Genomic DNA, 20,479 nt, shown 5'->3' on the forward strand with positions numbered 1-20,479 from the left:
CTACGCTGACGTTGTGTCTGTCCATGCCAACGGGTTTGTCCGCGTCGCCGGCGCGGTACCCGTCGTCGCCCTAGCCGACCCAGCGACCAACACCGCCCGCACCATCGAGCTGATGCGCCGCGCCGCCGACGACGGCGCCGGTCTAGTCGTCTTCCCCGAACTCGGGTTGAGCGGATACAGCATCGACGACCTCGTGCAGCAGGACGCGCTGCTGCACGCCTGTCTCGTGGGTCTGGACGAGATCGTCGAGGCGAGCGCCGGACTGCGGCCGGTGGTCGCCGTGGGATTGCCGATGGTCGTCGGCGACGGCCTCTTCAACTGCGCCGCCATCGTCCACGACGGCAGGGTTCTGGGCGTCGTACCGAAGGCGTATCTGCCCAATTACCGTGAGTTCTACGAACAGCGGTATTTTTCCGCCGCCCGGGACGCGGTGACGACGACGGTCACCGTCAGCGGCGCCGAGGTTCCGTTCGGCACCGACCTCATCTTCGAGGCCGCCGATCTGCCCGGGTTCGCCCTGCACGTCGAGATCTGCGAAGACGGCTGGGTGGCGGTGCCGCCGAGTACCTGGGCCGCGCTCGGCGGCGCGACGGTGCTGGCCAACCTGTCGGGCAGTCCGGTGACCGTCGGCAAGGAGTCGTACCGGAAGTCTTTGTGTACCAGCCATTCCGCGCGATTGGTGGCAGCCCACCTCTACGTCGCGGCCGGATACGGCGAGTCCACCACCGACCTCGCCTGGGACGGCGACGCACTCATCTCCGAGAACGGCACCCTGCTCGCCCGCAGCGACCTGTTCGCGATGTCCAGCCAGATCATCTCCGCGGACATCGATCTGGACCGCCTACGACAAGAGCGACGCCGCATGATCAGCCTGCGCGATCAGGCCGGCGACTACGCCGACGACCTGAAAGCGTTACGCCGCATCAGTTTCGACCTCGGAACGATCAACGACGACGACGTGGTGCGCCGCGTCATCCCGCGATTCCCGTTCGTGCCGGCGGATTCCGCCGACCGTGACGAACGGTGCCGGGAAGTCCGCAACATCCAGGTGCAGGGCCTGGCGGCGCGATTGCGTGCGACGGGGATCGAGAAGATCGTCATCGGGGTGTCCGGCGGACTGGACTCCACCCTGGCGCTACTCGTCGCGGTCGACACCTTCGATCGACTCGGGTTGCCGCGCAGCAACATTCTCGCCTACACCATGCCGGGGTTCGCCACCGGCGACGCCACCCTGCGGCGGGCACACACCCTGATGGATTCCCTCGGCGTCAGCGGCACCGAACTCGACATCCGACCGTCGTGTCTGCAGATGCTCGCCGACCTCGATCACCCGTTCAGCCGCGGCGAGCAGGTGTTCGACGTGACCTTCGAGAACGTCCAGGCGGGCGAACGCACGTCGCACCTGTTCCGGCTGGCCAACCACCACGGCGGAATCGTGCTGGGCACCGGCGATCTCTCCGAACTGGCCCTCGGCTGGTGCACGTATGGCGTCGGCGACCAGATGTCGCATTACAACGTCAACGGGTCGGTGCCGAAAACCCTTATCCAGCATCTGATCCGGTGGATGATCGCCACCGGGGAGTACTCCGGGGACACCACCAGCGCCCTCACCGAGATCCTGGCCGACGTCATCTCCCCCGAGCTGGTGCCACCCGGAGCCGACGGCGCCATCCAGAGCACCGAGGACACCGTCGGACCGTACGAGCTGCACGACTTCTTCCTCTACCACCACACGCGATTCGGCTATCGGCCGGCCAAGATCGCCTACCTCGCGCAGCAGGCGTGGGGTGACCGCGATCGCGGCCCGTGGTCGGACATGATCGCACCCGAGCGGCGCAACGAGTACGACGCTGCCACCATCGAACGCTGGCTCGGCGTCTTCCTCAAGCGGTTCATGAACAATCAGTTCAAACGCACCGCGATGCCCAACGGACCCAAGATCGGTTCGGGCGGATCGCTGTCCCCGCGCGGCGACTGGCGCTCGCCGTCCGACGCGTCGGCCCGCGTGTGGCTCGACGACCTCGGAGGTCGGTGATCAGTCGCAGGCGGCGAGCAGCTGTTTGAGCTGGTCGTCGAAGGCACTGGCGATCGACTCGGGGTCGGGGGTCTGGTCGGTGCACGACACGATGCCGATGTTGAGGTGCCCGTCGGCGGAGAACACGGTGATGTTGAGGCCGAGACCCTGGAAGATCGGGCCCAGCGGGTACACACCGGTCACCTTGGCGCCGAGGAAGTACAGCGGGAAGTCGGGCCCGGCGACATTGGAGACGAGCACGTTGAAGATCGGCGGATGGGCCGACGCCAGCTTGCGGTCTCCGTAGAACTTCATCAGGTTGGCCATCGTGACACCGGGCGCGAACTGCGCCCAGCCGCGCAGGATGTTGCCGTCGATGGTCTGGTGATGGTCCTTGCTGGTCCGGCTGTATTCGGCGGCCGCTTCCACCCGCTGCACCGGGTCGTCGATGTCGGTGGGCAGCAGGGTGAACATGCCGGTCACCTTGTTGGTGCCCTCGACCACCAGGTCTTTCTCGTTGGCGTCGTGCACCGACACCGGGACCATGCCGACCAACGGCTGGTCGGGCAGTTCGTCGTGATCGGTCAGGTAGGTGCGCATCGCGCCGCCGACCATGGCGAGCACCACATCGTTGATCTTGACGCCGAACCGGTTCTTCACGCGCTTGACGTCCTCGAGCGAGAGCTGGCTCAGCGCGATACTGCGGTGGGGTGTGATCGGCGCGTTGAATCGCGTGCGCGGCGCCCGGAACGGGGCGGGCATCGCGCTGTCCGAACGCGAACGACGCAGCCAGTCGAAGGGCACCCCGAGCGTGCCCGGGAGCAGCTTGGCCATCGCCACCGGACGACCGAGGAAGAAGTTCATCGCGCCGGTCACCGCGATGGTCGTCCGCGACGACGGCCCGGCGGTTTCGAGGAGTTTGTCCGGATCGAGATCGGGCGCTTCGGGCGTGAGAGTGCAGAGCTGCGACAGCATTTCGGCGCTCGTGACACCGTCGGTGCTCGCGTGATGGACACGCAGCATGGCCGTGATCCGACCGTTCGCCATCCCCTCGATGATCCAGAGTTCCCACAGCGGCTTGCCACGGTCGAGTGTCTGCCCGGCGAGATGTCCCACCAGTTCGGCGAGTTCGCCCGCATCACCGGGACCAGGAACCGCCACCCGGTGGACGTGACGTTCGATGTCGAAGTCGTCGTCCTCGATCCAGACCGGATGGTCGATGTTGAGCATCGAATTGTCCAGCTTGCGACGGAAAGTCGGCATCGCCGAGACGCGCCGTTCGAGTTCGCTGCGCATCTTGGTGAAGGAATAACCGCCGGGCACCGTGCTCGGGTCGACCTCCACCAGACCGATCACGTGCATCAACTGCGACCTGGTCTCCAGGTACAGGAATGACGCGTCGAGCCCGCTCAGCCGTTCCATACACTCATCCGCATCTCGTCCTCCCTGCCGTGCGCACGCAGGATGTCCCCATCCTTCTCACCCACAGAATGTCCTCATCCTTCTTATATGATGCCGCAGGAAGTGGGCAGCAGGGACCGGTTCCGCGAGTACGTTTGCCCCATGCACATTCGTCCCACCGATCGTGAGAACTACCGCGACATCCCGGTCGAGGCCAACCCCGTGTTCTGCCGGCCCGGCGAAGCGACGGCATTCTCCCGCTACGAAATGCCCGCCGACCCCTCCCTCCCTGAGACCGCCTATCAGATCGTGCACGACGAGGCGATGCTCGACGGCAACGCGCGACTGAATCTCGCGACCTTCGTCGGAACCTGGATGGACGACCACGCCAACCGGATCTATCTCGAGTCGGCCGACAAGAACATGATCGACAAGGACGAGTACCCGCAGACCGCGGCCATCGAAACCCGTTGCTGGACAATCCTTGCCGACTTGTGGAACGCCCCCGATCCGGGAAAGAGTATCGGCACGTCGACCATCGGGTCGTCGGAGGCGGCGATGCTCGGCGGTCTCGCACTCAAGCGCCGGTGGCAGGAAGCGCGCAAGGCCAAGGGCCTCGAGGGCGGCACCCCGAACTTGATCATGTCCTCGGCGGTGCAGGTGTGCTGGGAGAAGTTCTGCAACTACTTCGAGGTCGAGGCGCGTTACGTCCCGGTCACCGACGAACACCCGACCCTCGACGGTCACGACCTGGCCGACTACGTCGACGAGTACACCATCGGCGTCGTCGCCATCATGGGCGTCACCTACACCGGCGCCTACGAACCGGTCACCGCGATCTCCGACGCCCTCGACGAGATCCAGAAGAACACCGGACTCGACATCCCGATCCACATCGACGGCGCGTCCGGAGCGGCGGTCGCCCCGTTCCTGCAACCGAACCTGCCGTGGGACTTCCGCGTCGAGCGCGTCCACTCGATCAACATGTCCGGCCACAAGTACGGATTGGTCTACCCCGGCATCGGCTGGGTGGTGTGGCGCGATCGCTCACTCCTGCCGGACAGCCTGGTGTTCGACGTGACCTATCTCGGCGGCCACATGCCGACCTTTGCCCTGAACTTCTCCCGGCCCGGCTCCCAGGTGCTGCTGCAGTACTACCAGTTCCTCCGCCTCGGCTTCTCCGGATACCGTGCGGTGCAACAGAATTGCCAGGATGTGGCCACCTACCTGTCGGCGGCGATCGGTTCGATGGACCAGTTCGAGCTGATCAGCGAGGGCACCGACATCCCAGTGTTCGCCTGGCAACTCGCCAAGGGAACCTCCGAGAACTGGGATCTGCACAGCCTGTCGTCGCAGCTGCGGCAGCGCGGCTGGCTGGTCCCGGCATACCCGATGCCCGACAACCTGTCCGACCGCACCGTGCAACGCATCGTCGTCCGCAACGGCCTCTCCCGCGACCTCGCGACCAATCTGCTGCAGGACATCAAGGAGTCCGTCGTCTACCTCGACAACTTGGACGCCCCGATGCCGACACCGTCGACGACGAGCAACTTCCATCACTGACTAGATCGGCAGCGAGTTGGCGAAGTCGAGGATCTGCTGTTCGGTCAGTTTGATGGCGCCGGCGATGATCACGGTCGAGAGTTCCTGGGCCGGGTCGTCGGAGATCTTGAACATGCCGCGGCCCTTCACCGGGTCGATCGTGGCCGTGCCATGCTTCCAGCTCACCGGGTGACCGGTCTCGGCCTCCTTCGAGAAGGCGGCATTGCGCGCGTCCTGGTTCACGTACCAGGTCAAGGCGAAGTTGCGTTCGAGTCCCTGTGTCGCACAGCGGATACGGGCGACGGTGCGCTGATTTCCGTTGCCGTTCTCGGCCGGGCCTCGCTCGTCGAGGGACGGCACGATCATCCAGACACACCGAGTGCCCTCGAACGAGGACGCGATATCGGGGGCCTGCGGCACCAGGTCGGGGAACTGGCCGACGAGCGGCGCGTACAACCCCCAGCCGGCACCAGCCGCGATCGACTCGGATTCGCTTGCCGCAGAATCCCTGTCGTCCTTGATGGCGAAAACCCGGTAAGAATGCTCACCTTTGGTCACGGTGATGTCGGTCGCGGTGGTGTGGGGTCCGCTGTACACGACGACGTCGTCACGGACGAGCCGATATCCGCTCGCACCATCGACCGACTGCCACGTCGCCTTGACCCGTCCCGGTTCCTTGGTGAGCTCCAGTCCGGTCGGGGCATCGGGTGCGCTCGGGGTGTCCAGGGCACGGACGCCCAGGTACGCACCGACGAGTGCGACGACGGAAAGCACTGCGATCACCGCGACGCCCAACCAGCGTCGGGGCTTGCGTGGCACAACGGGACTGGCGGACACCGGCGTCGGGTAACTGATCTGCGGACCGGGGTGTGTCATCAGATCGGCAGCTTCCGCATGAGGTCGGCCGCCTGCTTCGGCGTGCCGTCCGGGTAGAAGACCTGCACGTAGGTTCGCGCGCGCGGGCCCGAACTGAAGGCGAGCGTGGCCGAGCCTCCGTTGAATCTGTCGGCTCCGACGTACAACGTCCCGATGTTGCCCTGGGTGGTCGTGAACGGCTGCGGCGAAAACCGGTAGGTTCCGATCTTCACATCCGTCGACGTCGCCTCCGGGCTGTCGAAGGCGAATATCGAGATCTGGTAGATCTTGGTGGTGTCGTCGGCCTCGTACTTGTTGCAGTCGATCGTCTTCTGGGTGTTCTCCGGGAACGCGAGACTGCCGCCACCACCGGAGCAGGTGATCTCGTCAAACGTGTTGGTGCTCAACGGAGTCACCGGAATCAGATCCGGGTACAGGTCGGCCACCCACTGCAGTTCACCCCACGTCATGTAGACCGTCACCTCGTCGGAGGCGAGGGAGAACTCCGATCCGGGGGCCGAATCACTGCGCGCGGCAACGGTGTACGTGTACTTACCGGGAAGCGGCAGCGGCGCCGCATAAGTCGTGCCGGGGCCGGTGTAGATCTCCTGATCGTTCTGCTTCACCACATAGGACGACGCCCCGCCGACACTGTTCCAGGTCAGCTCCACCGCCCGGGTGGTGACCTTGGCGTCGGGCCGGCCGGGCGTCTCCAATCGTCCTGCGTCGGGCATCAACAGCGCGACCAGAGCCCCGACCAAGGCCGCGGCCAGCACGATCGCCGTGCCGATCAGCGCGAGTCGGCGTGGCTTGCGAGGCGGCGCCGATGGCGGCGACACCGGCCCAGAGTTCCAGACGCCCACCGGTTGGACGGTCGGCGACGACGGATATTGCGGGGCGGTCGGCCATGCACCGGGCGTGGCCTGGGCAGGTGCAGGTGCTGGTGCTGGTGTTGGTGGCGGCATCGTCGGCGTGGGCCCGACCAGCGTCTTGCGCGTGTCGAAGGCGTCACCGAGCGCGGTCGCGAAATCTCGGGCGCTCTGGAATCGGTGGTCGGGGTTCTTGGCGACCGAACGCTGCAGCACCGGGTCGACGCCCGGCGGCAGGGTGCGGTTGCGTTCGGTCGCCCGAGGCGGTTCGGCGAACATGTGGGCGCTCATCAGCCCGTGCAGCGATGGCGCCTCGAACGGCGGTGCGCCGGTCAGCAATTCGTACGCGGTGGCGCCGAGCGAATAGATGTCGCTGCGGAGATCGACCCGGTGCCCGCCGATCTGCTCGGGCGACGAGTAGCGCATCGTGCCGACCGTGGTGCCCGTGCCGGTCAGCGACGTCACCTCGTCGAGGGCCTGCGCGATCCCGAAGTCGGTGAGTTTCACCGCATCCGGGACCATCGCATCCTCGCCGGGAGTGACCAGGATGTTGGCCGGTTTGATGTCCCGGTGGGTGATGCCGCGGCGGTGCGCGGCGTCGAGACCCGCCGCGGCGCCGTTGACGATGGCCATGGCCAAGCGCGGGTCCAACGGTCCGAGGGTGTCGACCAGGTGCCCCGCGTCGGTTCCCGGCACCAATTCCATGGCGATCCAGAGCCGGCCGTCGTAGATGCCGCGGTCGTACACGGCGACGATGTTGGGGTGATTGAGCGGGGCGACCAGATCCGCCTCGCGCTCGAAGCGCGCGCGGAACACCGGATCGGTGGCGTGCGCCGACCGCAGCACCTTGATCGCGTCGGCACGTGGCAACCGCGGATGGGCGGCCTTGTACACCTCACCCATGCCGCCGTGACCGAGTACCTCCAGCACCCGGTACCCGGCGATCAGATCCCCAACCTGGTACATGCCCTACTCGACCGATCCTGCCTTCATACCCTGCCCGGGCGACGGCCGACGTCGGCAATCAAACCCGGTGAGGTGCACAATCTTGCCCCATCGCGCACCGAATCCCCAACCCGCGAACCAATAGCCGGCGTCCCGCAGTGTATAGAATGAGATACATGCCGGCTCGCAATCCCGAGATCCCGCCCACCACCGAAAAGGTGCTGGCCACCATCGGTGGCGCGCTACGTGCGCGACGCCTGGATCTCGGCATAAGCGCAGTGACCACCGCCGAAGCCGCCGGAATGTCACGCGTCACCTTGCATCGGATCGAGTCAGGCGCGCCGTCTGTGACGATCGGTGCGTACCTGAATGCGGCCACCGCTCTGGGCTTGCAATTGGCAGTCGTCGAGCCGGGCGACCATTCGGCGTCGCCAACCCCGTCGAACGCGAGCGGAGAGGAAGCGACCGCCCGCATCGGCGACTACGAGCAACTATCGGCGATCGCATGGCAACTACATGCCGACACCGAGATCAGCGAGTTGGACGCTCTCCGGCTGTACGAACGCAACTGGCGACACGTCGACCAGTCCGCGATGAGCGATGAGGAGCGCGCGTTTGTGCAGCGTCTTGCCGACGCGTACAGCGGAGGAGTTCTGCTTGTTTGAGCGCCCGCACCACACCCGGATCGCCGCTGTCCTCGAGGCGCTCGACGCCGATCTGCTCGCGGCGTCGAAGTGCTACTTCGGGGGCGGCACCGCAATCGCCCTGCGCCATGGCGAGTTCCGTGAGTCCCGAGAGATCGACTTGATGGTCTCCGACAAATCTGGCTATTTCGACCTCCGCGAGCGAGTTCGCGGGGCAGATGGCTTGAATGCGCTGACCAGGCTGCCCTTGAAAACCCTTCGCCCGGTCATCACCGACCAGTACGGCATCAGGACCGTGGTCGACATCGAGGAAGAGCCGATCAAGTTCGAAATCGTCTTCGAGAACCGGATTCCCCTCGATGAACCCGAGGCCGACGATGTCTTCTGCGGGGTCACGACGCTGACAGCGATGGACATGGCCACCACAAAGCTCCTGGCGAACTCTGACAGATGGGCAGACCGGTCGGTTTACAGCCGGGACCTCATCGACCTTGCGATGATGCAACCGACCCACGACCTGATGCGCCATGCGACAGCGAAGGCCCAAACGGCCTACCGGTCGGCGGTGGTGAAGGACTTGAACAAGGCGATCGACGACCTGCGGGGCAATCCCCACCGGTTGGACGACTGCATGCGTGCATTGCACATGACCCGGACGCCGAAAGCCGTCTTGTGGGAACGGATCATCAATTTGGCGGCGTGAGGTGATCGCGCCCGAGATCAACCGACCGGCCCCGTCGAACTAGAACACGTTCTAGTATCACCGCCATGACAGCAGTGTTCGACGCCGACGAACTCGACCGCGCCTTCCTCGACTTCCAGCGCACCGTCGCCGAGATCGCGGTCAGCCGGGATTGGGATCGCTTCGCCGACATGTTCACCGAAGACGCGCACTACATCGAGCATGCACTCGGCACGATGCGCGGCCGCGAGGAGATCCGCGCCTGGATCTGGAAGACGATGACGGCGTTCCCCGGCAGCCACATGACCGGCTTCCCGGCGTTGTGGCACGTGGTCGACGCGCCGACGGGTCGGGTGATCTGCGAGGTCGACAACCCGATGCGAGATCCGGGCGACGGAACCCACATGACCGCGACCAACATCACCATCCTCACCTACGCCGGCGACGGACTGTGGTCGATCGAGGAGGACGTCTACAACCCCCTCGAATTCGGTATCGCCGCGATGCGGTGGTGCGAAAAGGCGCGCGACCTGGGCACTCTCGACGACGCCGCGCGCACCTGGATGGAGACGACCGGCGAGATGTTCGCACGATCGGCCGGACGCGCGTAGAGTCGGCCGAGTTAGGGTGACCTAACACACGTTCGGTTCTGCGCGACGAGGCGTAACGTCGGGGACTCAAGCTACGACACCGTAAGCATCGACTTGGGCGTGTCCGATCGGTGCCGTAGGCTTGACCTTTGATCAGCGGTGCCCGGAGTTCGACGGGGGAGCATCCTGGCACCGGATGGTCGGCCCGACGTCCAGGCCGGCAACACGAGCAGTCGAGACACGCGAAACCACCCGGAGGAATATCAATGGCACGCGACCTCACCCAACTCGAACTCCTCCAAGAGCTCGAGACGGTGGCCGAGGACAACGTCAATCGGCACCTCAAGACCGCCAGGGACTGGAATCCGCACGATTACGTGCCGTGGGACGAGGGCAAGAACTACGCCGCGCTCGGCGGCGCGGACTACGACCCCGAGAATTCACAGCTCGACGAGGTGGCCAAGGCGGCCATGATCACCAACCTCTTGACCGAGGACAATCTGCCCTCCTACCACCGCGTCATCGCCGACAACTTCTCCATGGACTCCGCCTGGGGCCACTGGGTCGGCCGCTGGACCGCGGAGGAGAACCGCCACGGCATCGTCATGCGCGACTACCTCGTCGTCACCCGCGGGGTCGACCCGGTCGCCCTCGAAGAGGCGCGCATGATCCACATGACCAACGGCTACGACCCGATGCTCGCCGCCGCCGGCCGCACCGAAGAGCTCGAGGAGTACGCCGACGAACTCGGCATCCTGCACTCGGTTGCGTACGTGACCTTCCAGGAGCTGGCCACCCGCGTCAGCCACCGCAACACCGGCAAGGCCTGCAACGACCCGATCGCCGACAAGATGCTGCAGCGCATCGCGGCCGACGAGAACCTGCACATGATCTTCTACCGCAACATCTGCGGCGCGGGCATGGACATCTCGCCCGACCAGACGCTGCGCGCCGTCACCGACATCGTGACCAACTTCCAGATGCCCGGCGCCGGCATGCCCAACTTCCGTCGCCACGGCGTGCTCATGGCCAAGCACGGCATCTACGACCTGCGTCAGCACCTCGAAGAGGTCATCCAGCCGGTCCTGCGCAAGTGGAAGGTCTTCGAGCGTGAAGACTTCACCAGCGAAGGCGAGAAGACCCGCGAGGAGCTCGCCGCCTTCCTCGAGCAGCTGGAGAAGGACACCGTCCGCTTCGAGGAGATGCGCGACCGCGCACTCGCCCGCGAGGCCAAGAAGCGGGAGCAGCAGGCGTCCTGAGCACCGCTGTAACAACAACCGTCACCGACGCAGCACCCCCGCTGCCTGAGGTGCGAGCCTGCGAGCCTCGAAGGCCTGGCGACTGTGCGTCACCAAGCCCTTCGAGGCTCGTCGCTAGCGCTCCTCGCACCTCAGGGAGCGGTGAAGGCACCTCAGGGAGCGGGAAGTTGCGCATCGGATCGATCGAACTGGCGAGTCCGGTGGTGCTCGCTCCGATGGCCGGCGTCACCAACGTCGCGTTCCGCACCCTGTGCCGCGAGCTCGAGATCGCGCGCGCCGGCACGGTGTCGGGCCTCTACGTCTGCGAGATGGTGACGGCGCGGGCGCTGGTCGAACGGCATCCGGTGACGATGCACATGACGACCTTCGCGCCGGAGGAGTCGCCGCGGTCGATGCAGCTCTACACCGTCGACCCCGAATACACCTATGCGGCCGCGAAGATGATCGTCGACGAGAATCTCGCCGACCACATCGACATGAACTTCGGCTGCCCGGTACCGAAGGTGACCCGCAAGGGCGGCGGCTCGGCGATCCCCTACAAGCGCACGCTGTTCCGCAAGATCGTCGCGGCCGCGGTCCGTGCCACCGAGGGCACCGACATCCCGGTCACGGTGAAGTTCCGCATCGGCATCGACGACGACCACCGCACCCACCTCGACGCCGGCCGGATCGCCGCCGAGGAAGGCGCGAAAGCCGTTGCGCTGCATGCCCGTACCGCGTCACAGCGGTATTCCGGCCAGGCCGACTGGGACGAGATCGCCCGGCTCAAGGAGCACGTGACCGACGTTCCGGTCCTCGGCAACGGCGACATCTTCGAGCCGGCGGATGCCGTGGCGATGATGGCGCAGACCGGCTGCGACGGCGTCGTGATCGGCCGCGGCTGCCTGGGCCGGCCCTGGTTGTTCGCCGAATTGGCCGCAGAACTGGGCGGATTCGCCGCGCCGGAACCGCCGACCCTCGGCGAGGTCGCCGACATCATCGTCCGGCACTGCGAACTCCTCGTCGCCCATCACGGAGAGATGAAGGGCTGCCGCGAGATTCGCAAGCACGTCGCCTGGTACCTGCGCGGGTTCCCCGCCGGCTCCGACATCCGACGCCGCATGGCGCTGGTGGAAACGGTCGATCAGCTCCGCGAACTCGTCGGGTCGCTGCCCGCCGACGCGCCGTTCCCCACCGACGGTCACGGCCCGCGCGGACGACAGGGCTCGCCCGCGAAGGTCGCGCTGCCCGACGGCTGGCTCGACGATCCGTACGAAGACGTCGTCCCCGCCGGCGCCGAGATCATGCACTCTGGCGGCTGACGCCTTTACCAGCGCAAACACTGGTTGCGATCGTTGTCACACACCGCTGTGGCTGAGATGGCTTCTCAGGTGCGATCAGTACTATGACCCGAAAGGTCCCGGCCGACGGGACCATGTAATGGTGCGCGCCGCAGCGTAAGACCCCAGTAGAGCGGCGGCGCGCATTCCACGTTCGGGGTCGCGAGGAAGCCACGTGAGTCGTTGGACATCAGGACCCGACGGTCCGGAGCCGGATGCCGGGGGCAGACGCCCCCGTCGCAGCCGTCGCGCCGGACGCGACCGGGACGCCAACGACTTCCGCGAGAAGTTCGGCGACAAGACACCGACCAGCGATCCGACCTCCCCGAACACGACGCCGCCACCGGCATCGGCCGCCCATCCGAGCCTCCGGGAACCCCGCGGATCAGACCGTTACGTGCGAGGACGCACGCGGCTGACCGTTCGCGAGCTCATGGAGCAGATGAATGCCGAGGAGCCGCCGCGACCGGCGGCGCCCACCCCGGCCCCTGCACCACCACCTGCACCGCGACAGCCCGCCCCGGACGAGAACTTGACGGCGGCTCATCGGTTCGACAACGACGCGACCCAGAAGATTCCGACGGTCACCGGCGACGCAGGCGTCGACCTGTCCGATCGCACCACCGCCAAGCGCGCCATCGCCGAGTCGCGTGCCCAGGAGACGCACGCCGCTCCCCTGCAGCCCACCCCGGACCTCAGCGCGCAGCTCCCCACCCGGTCCACACCCAAGCGCCACCCAGAGGACCCCGAGCGGCGCGGATCGGTCGCGCGGCGCGCCACCATCACCGGACGTGTGCTGGTGGCCCTGGCCTGCGTGTGCGCCTTGGTCGGCACCGGCTTCGCCTGGGGCTACCTCAAGCATTGGAACGGCAGCTGGCGAACCATCGCCGCGATCGACCCCGACGACAAGAACATCCGCAACAAAGACGCGCAGTACGGCGACGAGACCTACCTGATCGTCGGCACCGACACGCGCGGCGGCAAGAACTCCAAGGTCGGTGCCGGTGACGACACCGAGATCCAGGGCGCCCGCTCCGACACTGTCATCCTGGTGAACATCCCGGCCAATCGTGAACGCGTGGTGGCTGTTTCGTTCCCACGAGACCTCGCGGTCGACCGGCCCGAGTGCCAGCAGTGGGACAACTCCAACCAGTCCTACGGCGACACGCTCTATGCGGCGTCCGGCGTCAAACTGAACAGCGTCTACGCCGAGGGCGGCCCGTCCTGTCTGGTGCGCACGCTGACCGCGATGAGCGGCCTCAACATCAACCACTTCATCGCGATGGACTTCTACGGATTCGAGAAGGTCGTCACCGCCGTCGGTGGTGTCGAGGTGTGCTCGACCACCTCGCTCTACGACTACGAACTCGGCGACATCCTCAAGCGACCCGGAAAGCAGAAACTCAAGGGACGCAAGGCCCTCAACTATGTGCGGGCCCGGACGATCGCGTCGGAGGGCAACGGCGACTACGGCCGCATCAAGCGCCAGCAGCTGTTCATGTCGTCGCTGCTGCGCTCGACGCTGTCCGGCGACGTGCTGTCCAATCCGAGCAAACTCAACAAGATCATCAACACGTTCATCGACTACAGCCTCGTGCAGAACGTGAACACCGAGTCGTTGCTGGACCTCGCCGAATCGATGCAGGGCATCGAAGCCGGCAAGGTCTCCTTCATCACCATCCCGACGACGGGCACCGCCACCGACGGCAGCAACAACGAACTGCCGAACACCGAGGGCATCAACGCGATCTTCAACGCGATCATCGACGACCAGGCACTCCCGCGGGAGACCGGGCGTAAGTCGGCGCCGAAGAAGAGCACGACCACCACCGACAACACCGCCGGAAGCACCACCACGCCCGACACACCGAGCCGGGTCACCGCGACCGCGCAGAGCCCGGCCAACGTCGGCGTGCGGGTGCTCAACGGCAGCGGCCAGACCGGTCTGGCGGCCGGGGTCTCCGAACAACTCGCCGCACAGGGGTTCGACGTCCGCGGTGTCGCCGACGCGTCGGAGAGCCGCGCGGACACCGTGGTCCGTTACGGACCCGGTCAGCAGGACGCGGCGGCAACGCTGGCCGCGACGATTCCGGGTGCCACCATTCAGTCCGACCGCACGGTCCGGTCGGGTGTGGAGGTCATCTTGGGAAGTGGCTTCACGGGAAGCGTGGGTAGCGCACCGGAAGCCGGGAGCACGCTGACGGTGAACCAGTTGCCGCCGTCGGTGCGGGTCAACAACCTGCCCAACGACCTGGCCATCACCAACGCCGGCGACACCACCTGCGCGTAGCCGGACGAATACTGCCGAACAGACTCGTACGCCCCCGTTCACGGTGTGTTCATTGCGCCGGCTCGGGGAATACCAGCCAGAACACGTAAACTTGGCCTATGCGTACCGCCTACCATGAGCAGCTCGAGGCGCTCAACAGCATCCTCGGAGAGATGTGTGAACTCGCCGGCGCGGCGATGGCCCGGGCCACCCAGGCTCTCCTGCAGGCCGACCTCGCCGTCGCCGAAGAGGTCATCACCGACAACGACCGCATGAGCGAGCTGTCGGCGCGGGCCGAGGAGCAGGCGTTTGCCCTGCTCGCACTGCAGGCCCCGGTCGCGGGCGACCTGCGTGGGATCGTCAGTGGCTTCCAGATCGTCGCCGATGTCGACCGCATGGGCGCGCTCGCCCTGCACGTCGCCAAGATCGCCCGACGACGCCACCCCGCCAAGGCCCTTCCCGAAGAGGTCAACGGCTACTTCGCCGAGATGGGCCGGCTGGCCGTGAAGCTGGCACACAACGCTCGCGAGGTGCTCAACACCCAGGACCCCGAGGCCGCGGTGCGACTGCAGGAAGACGACGACGCGATGGACGACCTGCATCGTCACCTGTTCACCGTGCTGATGGACCGGGAATGGAGCCACGGCGTCGCCGCCGCCGTCGACGTGACCCTGCTCGGCCGCTTCTACGAGCGCTTCGCCGACCACGCCGTCCTCATCGGGCGTCGCGTCGTCTTCCAGGCCACCGGCCAGACCCCCGAGCAGTACCAAGAGGTTTCCTGACGCCGGTGCGGTGTGCTCGTCGACACGGGGCCGTTCACACTGTGAGCGGCCCCGCTTCGATTTCACCTGCGGACTCACCCGGCGTTAAGGTGGCCGAATGGGTCTCCACTATCCAACCGAGCCCGACTTCAACGCGGTGTCCGAGCACGACGCGGAAGCTGCCGCGCACCGGCGCCAGATCATGACCTACCTGGGCGTGACCGCCTCACTGGTCGCGCTTCTGGTGATCTTGCTGCTGAGTATGTAGTTCCCTACCGCTCCCTGAGGTGCGAGCGAAAGCCCCACCGCTCCCTGAGGTGCGAGCGAAGCGAGCCTCGAAGGGTCCTGGTGAGACAAGAAATGTCATCTCACCAGGGGCCTTCGAGGCTCGTCGCTAGCGCTCCTCGCACCTCAGCCGGCGGGAGGGGTCACCCCAGCCGGCGGGTGGGTCTGCTCAGCCGAAGCGACCGGAGATGTAGTCCTCGGTCTCCCGCTTGAGCGGGTTGGAGAACATCGTCTCGGTGTCGTTGATCTCCACGAGCTGCCCCGGCTGCCCGATGCCCTCGAGGTTGAAGAACGCGGTCTGGTCACTCACACGCGCAGCCTGCTGCATGTTGTGGGTGACGATGACGATCGTGTACTCCTTCTTCAGCTCGCCCATCAGATCCTCGATGGCCAGCGTCGAGATCGGGTCGAGGGCGGAGCAGGGCTCGTCCATGAGCAGCACGTCCGGCGACACCGCGATGGCACGCGCGATGCACAGACGCTGCTGCTGACCGCCCGAGAGACCACCGCCCGGCTTGTCGAGGCGATCCTTGACCTCTTCCCACAGGTTGGCGCCGCGCAGGCTGCGCTCGGCGACCTCGTCGAGCTCCGACTTGCCACGGACTCCCTGCAGTTTGAGGCCGGCCACGACGTTGTCGCGGATCGACATCGTCGGGAACGGGTTGGGGCGCTGGAACACCATGCCGATGGTGGAGCGGACGCTGACCGGGTCGACGCCCTTGCCGTAGATGTCCTCACCGTCGAGCAGGACGCTGCCGGTCGCGTGGGCGCCGGGCGTCACCTCGTGCATGCGGTTCAGGGTCCGAAGCACCGTCGACTTGCCGCAACCGGACGGCCCGATGAAGGCGGTGATGCAGCGCGGCGGCACGTCGAGGGTGACGTCCTTGACCGCGTGGAAGCTGCCGTAGTAGATGTTCAGGTCTTTGATGTCGAGCCGCTTGGCCATTGCTGTGTTCCGATCTGTGTGAGCCGCTCCCTGAGGTGTGAGCGGAGCGAGCCTCGAAGGGTCAGGAGGTCTTGGGGGCGAAGATCTTGGCCACCCACTTGGCGCTGAAGTAGACGAGGGCGACCAGGATGACGAGGGTCAGGGCCGCACCCCACACCAGGTCCAGGGCACCGGGCCCGTTGTTGTACTGCTGCACCATCATCAGCGGCAGCGATTCCTGGTTGCCGTCGAAGGGATTCCAGTTCATCGCCCGCGTCGACCCGACGAGGATCAGCACCGGCGCGGATTCACCCATGACGCGGGCGATGGCGAGCATGACGCCGGTGATGATGCCCGACATCGCGGTCGGCAGGACGACCCGCAGGATCGTCTTCCACTTCGGAATGCCGAGGGCGTAGGCTGCCTCGCGCAGGTCCTGCGGGACGATCTTGAGCATCTCCTCGGTGGCACGGACCACCAGCGGCACCATCAGCAGCACCAGCGCGATGGCGACCACGAAACCCGATCGCGGCAGCCCGAGCGTCGTGCGCCACACCGCGTACACGAACAGTGCGGCGACGATGGACGGCACACCCGAGAGGATGTCGACCATGAAGGTCGTGGTGCGGGCCAGGACCGACTTACCCGTGCTGTATTCGACCAGGTAGATCGCGACGAAGATGCCGAGCGGGATCGAGATGACCGCCGCGATCGCCGTCTGGATGAGCGTGCCGACGATGGCGTTGGCGGCGCCGCCCTTCAGCTCGGGCTTGGTCCACCATTCCGGGTCGAGGATGGGTTCGATGCCATTGGCGACCAACGTCACGACCAGCCAGACCAGCGGGACCAGCGCGACGCCGAGCGACGCGATGACCAGGATCTTGACCGAACTGTCGGCGAACCGTCGACGCGCGGACAGCGGCGTGAAACCGGACGGACGCTTCTTGACCGGATCGGTCGACGTCTCGGTGGTGACGCTCATATCACTTCTTCTTTCCGGTGATGACGGCGCGAGCTGCCGCGTTGACGATGAAGGTCAAGACGAACAGCGTCAAACCCGCGGAGATGTAGGCGCCGGTCTTGGCCGGCGAGTCGAACTCCGCCGCGTTGTTGGCGATCTTGGTCGCGAACGTCTCGCCGCTCTCCATCAGGTTGAAGTCCATCGGGCCGACGGTCGAGATGATCAGCAGCAGGGCCATCGTCTCGCCGAGGGCGCGACCGAGGCCGAGCATCGAACCGCTGATGTAACCGGAGAAACCGAACGGCATGACGGCGAGCTTGACGACCTCGAACTTGGTCGCGCCCAACGCAAGTGCCGCTTCGCGATGCCCCTTGGGGGTCTGCATGAAGACCTCGCGGGTCACCGCGGTGATGATCGGCAGGATCATCACCGCCAGGACGATGCCGGCGGTGAGCAGCGTGCCGCCGGTCGACATGTTGGCCACCTGGGTGGGCTCCTGGAAGAACGGCAGGAACCCGAGATTGGCGACCAGCCAGTTGTTGACCGGAACCAGCGCGGGCCCGAGCACCAGAATGCCCCAGAGGCCGTAGACGATCGACGGGACGGCCGCGAGGAGGTCGACGGTGTAGGTGACCGGTCCGATCAGACGCTTGGGCGCGTACTCGGTGAGGAAGATCGAGATCGCCAGGGCGACCGGCATCGCGATCAGCAGCGCGATGATCGACACGACCATCGTGGCGTAGAAGAGCTGCGGGATACCGAAGGCGAGTTCGCTGCCCGAGGTGACCCACGGGCCGGAGTAGGTGAAGAAGTTCTCGGAGTTCTTGGCAAGCGACGGGGCCGCTTGTGCGATGAGGAATATCGCGATCAACCCGATGACGATCGACACCACGAAACCGGAGCCGACCGCCAGGGAGCGGAAGATCTGGTCGGCGAGCCGGTGGTGTGCTGCGGCGTGCAGGCCGCCGGGCTGTTTGTCGTCGGGCGTGGGCACCGGTGAATCGGAGCCGTCACCCGGGGGTGGCAGGGCGCCCTCTTCTTTACTGATGGAGGTCATGCGTCCTTCTGAATCGGCTTTGGTCATCGAGCCACTCTCCGGCGTCGCGCGGACACGCTGGGAGTCCGCATCAGTCTCTCAACGACGTGCGCGGGACCGCAACGCGAAGCGGCCCCGCGCACATCATCGTCGGTATCTTCGGTTATGCGTTGCCGCCGGCAGGAGCAAGCGCGTCAACCGTGCCCTGCAGAGTGGCCTTGTACTGCGCAGGCAGCGGGACGTAGCCGAGATCCGGCAGGGCCGCCTGACCGTCGTTGAGGATCTTGGTGAAGGCATCCTTCAGCGTGGTGCTGGTGGCGGAGTCGCTGTAGCCGGTCGAGCACACGATCTCGTAGGTGGTCAGCAGCAGCGGGTAGGTGCCCGGAGCCTTCGACGCGAACAGCGCGGCGGTGTCGACCTCGAGGTCCTTGCTGCCCGGCTTCTTGAAGGTGACGTTGTTCAGCGCAGCAGCCGTGGTGTCGGCGTTCAGCGGAACGGCGCCCGAACCGAAGTCGATCTGGGCGACACCGAGCTTGTTCTCGGTGGCGAAGCCCCACTCGACGTAGGTGATGGAGCCCGGGGTCGCCTTGACGGTGTTGCCGACGCCGGTCGACTTGGCCGCGGCCGAACCACCCTTGCCCTTGAACTCCTTGCCGTGGCCGTAGGTCCAGGCCTGCGGGGCCGACGACGAGAGGAAGTACTGGAAGTTGTCGGTGGTGCCCGAGCTGTCGGAGCGGTGCACCGGCACGATCTTGGTGGATGGCAGCGCGACGCCGGGGTTGAGGGCCGCGATCTGCGGGTCGTTCCACGTGGCGATCTTGGAGTCGAAGATGCCGGCGAGGACCGTCGGGTTCAGGTTCAGCTTGTCGACGCCGGGGAGGTTGTAGGCCAGCGCCACCGGGCCGACGACCAGCGGGATGTGCCAGGCGGGGTTGTTGCCACAGCGGGCGGTGGCCTTTGCCACCTCGTCGTCCTTGAGGGCCGAGTCGGAGCCGGCGAAGTCGACGTCGCCTGCGATGAACTTCTTGATGCCGTCGCCCGAGCCGCTGCCGGTGTAGTCGAGAACGATGTTGCTGTTCTCGGCCAGCATGTTGCTGAAGCTCTCCATGGCCTTCTGCTGGGCAGTCGATCCCTCACCACTGATGGTCTGGGTCTCGTCGCTGCTGCACGCCGTCATGGCAAGGGTGAGAGCCGCGAGGGTCGAGACCGCAGCCAGGGCGGGATTCCGCTTGATCTTCACTGCTGGTGTTGCCTTTCGTTCAGGTGCGCCGGCACACGCATTGGGGGGCGTGCCGGTGGGCCCGGAGTGTCCGAATTGAAGCTATGGGTGAGCGGTGGACCAGTGGCCTACGGGAGGTGAACGGAAGATGAATTGGGCACGCCAACTCGCCGCTGTCGCGAGAAATTCCGCAATGCGGGCATAGGGTGCATGCACCTATTGCTGGGCGCAGGCGCGAGAGCTCACCAGATCATCGGCGCGATGAATTTGGCAGCGTAACTGCGCACCGACTCGGCGTCGTCGATATCGAGGGCTCGCGTCGGGGTCAAGGCAAGCGAAGTGAGCATCCGGAACACCAGTTCGGCTGCATGCCTCAGGTCCTCCTCGGGCATCGATGCACCGGCGCTCCTCAGGTTTGCGGCGATGCCTTGACTGAACGCCTCGACGAGATCCTCGACCTGGGCCGTATCGAATCCGACGAACATGCCCAAGGCGTCGGGAGTGTCGGCGACGATCTTTCTCACCAGGTCGTCTGTGCGAATGCCGAGCACTCCGATCACGAATGTCTCGACAACGGCGTCTCGGGGGTTTTTCCCGGCGGTCGACATGACGACCTGCCGGGCATAGCCGCGTCGTAGACGTTCCACGACCGCGCCGAGCAGATCTTCCTTCTTCGGAAATCGGCGGTACAGGGTGCTGCGGCTGACTCCGGCGTCAGCAGCGATGCGCTCGAGGTTGGCGCCGCGCACTCCGGAGCGCCGAATCTCGTCGGCGGCCGCATCGGCGATGGCGTCGGCCTGCGCGCTTTCGATCGTCACGCGCCGATCAGCGCGTGTCCGATGCTTGGTGGCGACGCTCACACTTCTGAACGTACACGACGCGTTCTTCTCATGGATGTACACA

The 20,479-nt window shown here is 65.9% G+C and carries 18 protein-coding genes; 10 read left to right on the forward strand and 8 right to left on the reverse strand.

The genetic code is table 11. The features are described from left to right. Window positions 1-13 precede the first annotated feature (13 nt). Window positions 14-2,035 (forward strand): NAD(+) synthase, encoded by a 2,022-nt coding sequence (locus MKW15_RS20145; protein WP_240861315.1) that lies wholly within the window; start codon window positions 14-16, stop codon window positions 2,033-2,035. Here MKW15_RS20145 and MKW15_RS20150 read toward each other — a convergent pair whose 3' ends face one another. Further along, window positions 2,036-3,436 carry a WS/DGAT/MGAT family O-acyltransferase gene (locus tag MKW15_RS20150; RefSeq protein WP_240861317.1) on the reverse strand — a complete coding sequence of 467 codons (1,401 nt, stop codon included), beginning with the start codon at window positions 3,434-3,436 and terminating at the stop codon, window positions 2,036-2,038. A 141-nt stretch (window positions 3,437-3,577) separates the two neighbouring features. On the opposite strand from MKW15_RS20150, the gene MKW15_RS20155 reads away from it, so the two are divergent. Further along, window positions 3,578-4,978: a glutamate decarboxylase gene (locus MKW15_RS20155; protein WP_240861319.1), complete on the forward strand. Its 1,401-nt coding sequence runs from the start codon at window positions 3,578-3,580 to the stop codon at window positions 4,976-4,978. Here the strand turns inward: MKW15_RS20155 and MKW15_RS20160 are convergent, their stop codons facing one another. Next, window positions 4,979-5,833, reverse strand: coding sequence for a fibronectin type III domain-containing protein (locus tag MKW15_RS20160; protein WP_240861322.1), 855 nt, complete (start codon window positions 5,831-5,833; stop codon window positions 4,979-4,981). It lies immediately after the preceding gene. Then, on the reverse strand, window positions 5,833-7,647 hold the full coding sequence (locus MKW15_RS20165; protein ID WP_240861324.1) for a serine/threonine-protein kinase: 1,815 nt from the start codon (window positions 7,645-7,647) through the stop codon (window positions 5,833-5,835). The genes MKW15_RS20160 and MKW15_RS20165 overlap by 1 nt, the downstream gene beginning before the upstream one ends. Window positions 7,648-7,802: 155 nt before the next feature. Between MKW15_RS20165 and MKW15_RS20170 the strand changes: the two genes are divergently transcribed. From MKW15_RS20170 to MKW15_RS20205, 8 genes are all read left to right on the forward strand, one after another. After that, the gene (locus MKW15_RS20170; protein WP_240861328.1) at window positions 7,803-8,291 is read left to right on the forward strand and encodes a helix-turn-helix domain-containing protein; all 489 of its coding nucleotides are present in this window, start codon (window positions 7,803-7,805) and stop codon (window positions 8,289-8,291) included. Then, window positions 8,284-8,973 carry a nucleotidyl transferase AbiEii/AbiGii toxin family protein gene (locus MKW15_RS20175; protein WP_240861330.1) on the forward strand — a complete coding sequence of 230 codons (690 nt, stop codon included), beginning with the start codon at window positions 8,284-8,286 and terminating at the stop codon, window positions 8,971-8,973. The genes MKW15_RS20170 and MKW15_RS20175 overlap by 8 nt, the downstream gene beginning before the upstream one ends. A gap of 65 nt (window positions 8,974-9,038) precedes the next feature. Then, window positions 9,039-9,563: a nuclear transport factor 2 family protein gene (locus MKW15_RS20180; protein ID WP_240861333.1), complete on the forward strand. Its 525-nt coding sequence runs from the start codon at window positions 9,039-9,041 to the stop codon at window positions 9,561-9,563. A 245-nt stretch (window positions 9,564-9,808) separates the two neighbouring features. Continuing rightward, the gene (locus tag MKW15_RS20185) at window positions 9,809-10,801 is read left to right on the forward strand and encodes an acyl-ACP desaturase (protein WP_240861335.1); all 993 of its coding nucleotides are present in this window, start codon (window positions 9,809-9,811) and stop codon (window positions 10,799-10,801) included. 215 nt (window positions 10,802-11,016) lie between these two features. Next, complete coding sequence (gene dusB, locus MKW15_RS20190) at window positions 11,017-12,102, forward strand: tRNA dihydrouridine synthase DusB (protein WP_240861405.1); 1,086 nt, start codon at window positions 11,017-11,019, stop codon at window positions 12,100-12,102. A 193-nt stretch (window positions 12,103-12,295) separates the two neighbouring features. Continuing rightward, window positions 12,296-14,410, forward strand: a complete 2,115-nt coding sequence (locus tag MKW15_RS20195; RefSeq protein WP_240861337.1) for an LCP family protein — start codon at window positions 12,296-12,298, stop codon at window positions 14,408-14,410. Between the two features lie 98 nt (window positions 14,411-14,508). Further along, window positions 14,509-15,171, forward strand: coding sequence for a phosphate signaling complex protein PhoU (gene phoU, locus MKW15_RS20200; protein WP_240861341.1), 663 nt, complete (start codon window positions 14,509-14,511; stop codon window positions 15,169-15,171). A 97-nt stretch (window positions 15,172-15,268) separates the two neighbouring features. After that, window positions 15,269-15,418 carry a hypothetical protein gene (locus tag MKW15_RS20205; RefSeq protein WP_240861344.1) on the forward strand — a complete coding sequence of 50 codons (150 nt, stop codon included), beginning with the start codon at window positions 15,269-15,271 and terminating at the stop codon, window positions 15,416-15,418. A 186-nt stretch (window positions 15,419-15,604) separates the two neighbouring features. Here the strand turns inward: MKW15_RS20205 and pstB are convergent, their stop codons facing one another. The 5 genes from pstB to MKW15_RS20230 form a co-directional block, all read right to left on the reverse strand. Next, complete coding sequence (gene pstB, locus MKW15_RS20210) at window positions 15,605-16,381, reverse strand: phosphate ABC transporter ATP-binding protein PstB (RefSeq protein ID WP_240861346.1); 777 nt, start codon at window positions 16,379-16,381, stop codon at window positions 15,605-15,607. Between the two features lie 61 nt (window positions 16,382-16,442). Then, a complete protein-coding gene (pstA, locus tag MKW15_RS20215) occupies window positions 16,443-17,342 on the reverse strand; it encodes a phosphate ABC transporter permease PstA (RefSeq protein ID WP_240861348.1) in 900 nt (299 codons plus the stop codon). A 1-nt stretch (window position 17,343) separates the two neighbouring features. Continuing rightward, complete coding sequence (gene pstC / locus MKW15_RS20220; RefSeq protein WP_240861351.1) at window positions 17,344-18,378, reverse strand: phosphate ABC transporter permease subunit PstC; 1,035 nt, start codon at window positions 18,376-18,378, stop codon at window positions 17,344-17,346. A gap of 142 nt (window positions 18,379-18,520) precedes the next feature. Then, entirely contained in the window at window positions 18,521-19,597 is a 1,077-nt protein-coding gene (gene pstS / locus MKW15_RS20225) for a phosphate ABC transporter substrate-binding protein PstS (protein ID WP_240861354.1), read from the reverse strand. Window positions 19,598-19,818: 221 nt separating this feature from the next. Further along, entirely contained in the window at window positions 19,819-20,394 is a 576-nt protein-coding gene (locus MKW15_RS20230; protein WP_240861356.1) for a TetR/AcrR family transcriptional regulator, read from the reverse strand. Between the last annotated feature and the right edge of the window lie 85 nt (window positions 20,395-20,479).

The sequence above is a fragment of the Gordonia gummivorans genome (assembly GCF_022513585.1).
In the GTDB taxonomy this organism is placed as follows: domain Bacteria; phylum Actinomycetota; class Actinomycetes; order Mycobacteriales; family Mycobacteriaceae; genus Gordonia.

Bases quoted from the DNA above. Each gene is read 5' to 3' on its own strand.
- MKW15_RS20180 (WP_240861333.1), top strand. From the start codon at position 9,039: ATGACAGCAGTGTTCGACGCCGACGAACTCGACCGCGCCTTCCTCGAC.
- pstC (WP_240861351.1), bottom strand. From the start codon at position 18,378: ATGACCTCCATCAGTAAAGAAGAGGGCGCCCTGCCACCCCCGGGTGAC.
- pstB (WP_240861346.1), bottom strand. From the start codon at position 16,381: ATGGCCAAGCGGCTCGACATCAAAGACCTGAACATCTACTACGGCAGC.
- MKW15_RS20185 (WP_240861335.1), top strand. From the start codon at position 9,809: ATGGCACGCGACCTCACCCAACTCGAACTCCTCCAAGAGCTCGAGACG.
- MKW15_RS20205 (WP_240861344.1), top strand. From the start codon at position 15,269: ATGGGTCTCCACTATCCAACCGAGCCCGACTTCAACGCGGTGTCCGAG.
- MKW15_RS20165 (WP_240861324.1), bottom strand. From the start codon at position 7,647: ATGTACCAGGTTGGGGATCTGATCGCCGGGTACCGGGTGCTGGAGGTA.
- pstA (WP_240861348.1), bottom strand. From the start codon at position 17,342: ATGAGCGTCACCACCGAGACGTCGACCGATCCGGTCAAGAAGCGTCCG.
- MKW15_RS20170 (WP_240861328.1), top strand. From the start codon at position 7,803: ATGCCGGCTCGCAATCCCGAGATCCCGCCCACCACCGAAAAGGTGCTG.
- dusB (WP_240861405.1), top strand. From the start codon at position 11,017: ATGGCCGGCGTCACCAACGTCGCGTTCCGCACCCTGTGCCGCGAGCTC.
- MKW15_RS20150 (WP_240861317.1), bottom strand. From the start codon at position 3,436: ATGGAACGGCTGAGCGGGCTCGACGCGTCATTCCTGTACCTGGAGACC.
- phoU (WP_240861341.1), top strand. From the start codon at position 14,509: ATGCGTACCGCCTACCATGAGCAGCTCGAGGCGCTCAACAGCATCCTC.
- MKW15_RS20160 (WP_240861322.1), bottom strand. From the start codon at position 5,833: ATGACACACCCCGGTCCGCAGATCAGTTACCCGACGCCGGTGTCCGCC.
- MKW15_RS20155 (WP_240861319.1), top strand. From the start codon at position 3,578: ATGCACATTCGTCCCACCGATCGTGAGAACTACCGCGACATCCCGGTC.